4 protein-coding genes are annotated in these 4,096 nt (G+C 56.2%); all 4 read right to left on the bottom strand.

Going from position 1 to position 4,096, the window contains the following annotated elements; genetic code table 11:
• Positions 1-88: 88 nt before the first annotated feature.
• The gene (locus AB8C10_RS09210; protein ID WP_368867553.1) at positions 89-1,282 is read right to left on the bottom strand and encodes an acetamidase; all 1,194 of its coding nucleotides are present in this window, start codon (positions 1,280-1,282) and stop codon (positions 89-91) included.
• A 196-nt stretch (positions 1,283-1,478) separates the two neighbouring features.
• Positions 1,479-1,931, bottom strand: a complete 453-nt coding sequence (locus AB8C10_RS09205; protein ID WP_368867552.1) for a DUF3349 domain-containing protein — start codon at positions 1,929-1,931, stop codon at positions 1,479-1,481.
• Positions 1,932-1,981: 50 nt separating this feature from the next.
• Positions 1,982-2,275: a hypothetical protein gene (locus tag AB8C10_RS09200; RefSeq protein ID WP_070737430.1), complete on the bottom strand. Its 294-nt coding sequence runs from the start codon at positions 2,273-2,275 to the stop codon at positions 1,982-1,984.
• Between the two features lie 14 nt (positions 2,276-2,289).
• Positions 2,290-3,516: an anion permease gene (locus AB8C10_RS09195; RefSeq protein WP_368867551.1), complete on the bottom strand. Its 1,227-nt coding sequence runs from the start codon at positions 3,514-3,516 to the stop codon at positions 2,290-2,292.
• Positions 3,517-4,096: the final 580 nt, after the last annotated feature.

Genomic DNA, 4,096 nt, shown 5'->3' with positions numbered 1-4,096 from the left:
GGTGCTCTACTAGTCTATAACACCTTTTGTAGCTTTACCAAATCCTCAGGCACATTTTTTTAGTTAGACCCATCACACCCCGAGAGGGTTAGGAAATAACCTCGCCCGGCACCGTCGCCTCGCGTTTCGAAATCGCCTGCAGGGAGCCACTCACTTCCTGCAGATACTTACGAACCGCGGTGCGTTGCGCCTCCTTCGCAGATTCTTCCTTCGATTCCGGCGCCTTGAAACCCAGCTTGAACGCATCCCACTGGCTCGCCGAGGGGTACTTTTCACGGGCATTCCACACCAGCGAGAACGACGCCAGGGTATTTAGTTCCTTTCTCGTGGCGGCCTTCGACAGCACATCAGCCACCGTTGCCACACGTGAAGACTCCGCAACGCTCACCGAGATCTTCGACTGCGCACCCGAGGGCAGGGTCAGCGCCTTATCCGGAGCCAACTGAATATTCAGGTGAATCTGCTGCACCTGCTCGTTCTTCAGATCCAGCTCAGCCAGCGCACGGAAGCGCTTCAGCAGGGACTCATAGTTCTCATCAATCACAACGGCGTTCAGGCGCAGCTCATCCGCCAGCAGACTCACCTGAGCGTAGCTCGCATTAGTACCCAGCGCCGCGTTAGCGGTCAGCACCTTCAGCCACTGATCTTCCTTCAGAGTTGCCGAATCATTGACGCGCAGCGGGCCCACCGGCGCATCCGTAGCGGTGTTAGCAACGTTCTGCGGGTCATTCGCCGAGTCCACGCCGCCATAGGTGACGCTCAGCCGGTGCAAAGAACCGTAGACAGACAGGTTCGTCAGAGCCGTAGCTGCCGCCGTCAAATCGGCTTGTGCAGCCTCCGTGAGGGAGAAAGAACCCACCAGACGCAGATCCTGTTCAGTACGCCCCTGACCCACATAGATGCGCCCCAGCGACTCAATCTTCAGGTAGCGGGTATCGATGTTTTCGCGAACCAGACGCTCACGGCGCGCCAGCAGCTTCTCGTTTGAAACCACCACCGCGGCGTCCTCACCCAGCACACCGGTGGCGGCAATCTGCGGCATCGCGGCAAGCACCCCGGCGGCAGCAATCACGCCACCGGTCAGAAGCAGGGAACGGCGAGGAACCACGAGGCGGCGCGCCTGCTCGGCAATAGCCTCTTTAGCGGCATCTACACGGGTTGAAGAGCCCTTAGCGGAGGATTCCTCAGCGGCGACGGGTGCCGCCTCAGAAACGCCTTGAGAGGGTTCTTGAGTGGACGTAAGGTGAGAGTTTTCGGGTTCAGGAGTAGGTGAAGAAGACACAGATTCTCCAGTTTTAGGGCGAGCACAAAGCCCGCCATTAGTTTGAGGGAGTGAGTCTCTCTAGGATACCGCCCGCACCTATGGGTGAGCTGACAACCCGCGGCGCATCCATCGGAGGGCATAAAGAAAACCTGTGGGGCGGACAGCGTCCACCCCACAGGTCAATTGTGAAAGCCTCAGTTTTCACCACACATCATTAAGCGTCTTCAGCCAAAGTAGCGTTCGGAGCCGGAATATTAGCCGACTCGGCAGCCAACTCAGCGATACGAATCTCACCGGTCGTCGGATCATCGTAGGTCACGTACTCGGTACCGCCAGCCGTAGGCTCAGCGTCCTCGTTCACGTGGTTCTCCGCAATCAGGAAGCCGTGCGCACCAAGAATCTTAGCGACGCGGTCAATATCCTGCGGGGTCGGGGTATGATCCACCACTCGACGAATGTACTCGTTAATGCGCTGGTCACTCACGTACGCCTCGCCACGAGCAGCACGAGACTGCATGAGCTGGCGAACAACTTCCTGCAGCTGCTCATCGGTCAGACGCATCTTCAAAATAGCCATCACTGCCGCGCGGTCCTGCACCGGAACATCCTTGGGATACCCGACGCTCAGCCAGTCGATTACTCGAGAGATTATGCTCTTATCAGGCATCGAGCCCCTCCTTCGAAGCAGTCATCATATGCAATTTAGTGTTCACGGGATTAGTGGCCTCCACCGGTTACGCCGAAGATATTCCAGCCGAAAGTGTGGTCGATAAAGTCCTTAGCGACCCAGAGAATACCGATGATTACGATTGCTACGATAATAGCAAAAATGCAGGACGCGGCAATCTTCGCCACCGTTCCCGGAGGCTCAATTTCAACGAGCTTGCCGTCCGCGGTGTACTCGGTACGACCAGCCAGCAGACGCAGACCGAACGCATACAGCGCCGGAAGGCCCGCACCGAAGAACAAACCGGCAATCAGCACCGGAATAACCTTGTTCACAATGTCCATCAGATATTCCACGGCTACGAACCTGCCTTCTCAGTAGCAAGAGTCTGATCTGCGGATGCGTCAGCGCTGGTGACTGCAGCGCCTTCCTTTTCATCCCAGTCGCCAGTCACGTTCGAAGCGTCAATGTTGTCCTTCTGGGAGTGACGCCACATCAGGAAGCAGAAGATAATCAGCAGCGCGAACACGGTCATTTCGCCAACAAACTGGGTGCCGGTCAGAGCGTTCAGGCCGTGACCAATCAACCAGGTCAGCGCACCCACAATAGCGGCAGCCGGCAGGGTAATCAGCCAAGCAACCACCATGCGGCCAGCAACAGACCAGCGCACCTCAGCACCCTTACGACCCAGGCCACTACCCAGGATTGAACCGGATGCCACGTGAGTGGTGGACAGTGCCATACCGAAGTGGGACGAGGTCAGAATAATCGCAGCGGAAGCGCCATCAGCAGCAACACCCTGCGGGGTGTCCACCTCAACGATGCCCTTACCGAGGGTGCGGATAATGCGCCAACCGCCCAGGTAGGTACCCAGTGCAATAGCAACAGCACAGGAAGCCTTCACCCACAGGGGGATCGCATCATCGTTGTTCAGGGTACCCGAAGCAACCAGAGCCAGGAAGATCACGCCCATGGTCTTCTGCGCGTCGTTGGTACCGTGTGCCAGAGACATCAGGGATGCGGTTGCAACCTGTCCCTTACGGAAACCGCCGTGCTTACGGTCGTCAGCAACCGGAGCAGCAATACGGTAGACCAGCCAAGTGCCGGTTGCCGCCACAATAGCCGCAATGACGGGGGAGAGGACCGCGGGAACAATAATCTTGGACAGAACGCCCATCCACTGCACGCCGTCAAAGCCGATCGCGACAATAGCCGAACCAATCAGGCCACCAAACAGAGCGTGCGATGAGGAGGAGGGAAGACCCAGAAGCCAGGTCAAAACATTCCAGAGGATGCCGCCAACCAGGCCGGTAAAGACGATAAGCATCAGCGCCGGGCCGTCTGTTGTTACATCGATACGATCCAGGTTCACGATGCCGCTACCAACCGAGCGTGCCACCTCAACAGAGAGGAACGCGCCGACGAGGTTCAGGGACGCAGACAGCGCCACGGCGGTCTTAGGCTTCAGCGCACCGGTGGCGATGGAGGTTGCCATCGCGTTGCCGGTGTCGTGGAAGCCATTCGTAAAGTCGAAGGCGAGCGCGGTCAGCACCACGATCACGAGAATAATGAGTTCTGTAGTCACAAGAAAATTATCTGTCGGTTTTCGCGAAATCTAAAGTATTCCGAATTAACACGAAATAACAGATAAACCCACGGCATTGAGCGGATTTTTATGAGGGTTTTACTATAGAGCCCATATTTCAGGGGAAACTCTCCCGATATTCCGCGGAAAAAAGGGTGCACCTATCGGAATGCTTAAGTTGGTTTATGTGGCTTATGCGAGAGTGCGGGGGAGAGGGGTGATTATATCCATCAAGAGGCTAAAGTGTGTTCACCAAGTGTTCACTTTCAGGAACCTCCCAGCTTTCTTTTTGTGACACACCTTTATTATTCAGACCTCATTTAGGTCACCGAGCTACCCACACGGGACACCCCTGTGGGTTTTACGGCGCGGGGCTTTCTGCGGAGCACATTCTCCACAGTAGGGGTTTCCTACAGCCGTGCACATTCGAATATCACGAAGAATTGAATCTATACCCGCGGCGCACGCAGCACATCAACTTCGCGAGGTATTCGCATCTATTCCCCCGCATCACATCAGCAGATACAACAACTTCGGCGAATACAACAAAAAACCCCGCATCTTTCGATACGGGGTCTTT

Source organism: Rothia mucilaginosa, from assembly GCF_964210535.1.
Taxonomy (GTDB): Bacteria; Actinomycetota; Actinomycetes; order Actinomycetales; family Micrococcaceae; genus Rothia; species Rothia mucilaginosa_F.
This window is presented reverse-complemented; position numbering and strand designations above follow the sequence as displayed.

What these genes read in the sequence shown, in the direction of transcription:
- AB8C10_RS09205 (WP_368867552.1), bottom strand. Translation starts at nt 1,931, where the DNA reads ATGCCTGATAAGAGCATAATCTCTCGAGTAATCGACTGGCTGAGCGTC.
- AB8C10_RS09200 (WP_070737430.1), bottom strand. Translation starts at nt 2,275, where the DNA reads ATGGACATTGTGAACAAGGTTATTCCGGTGCTGATTGCCGGTTTGTTC.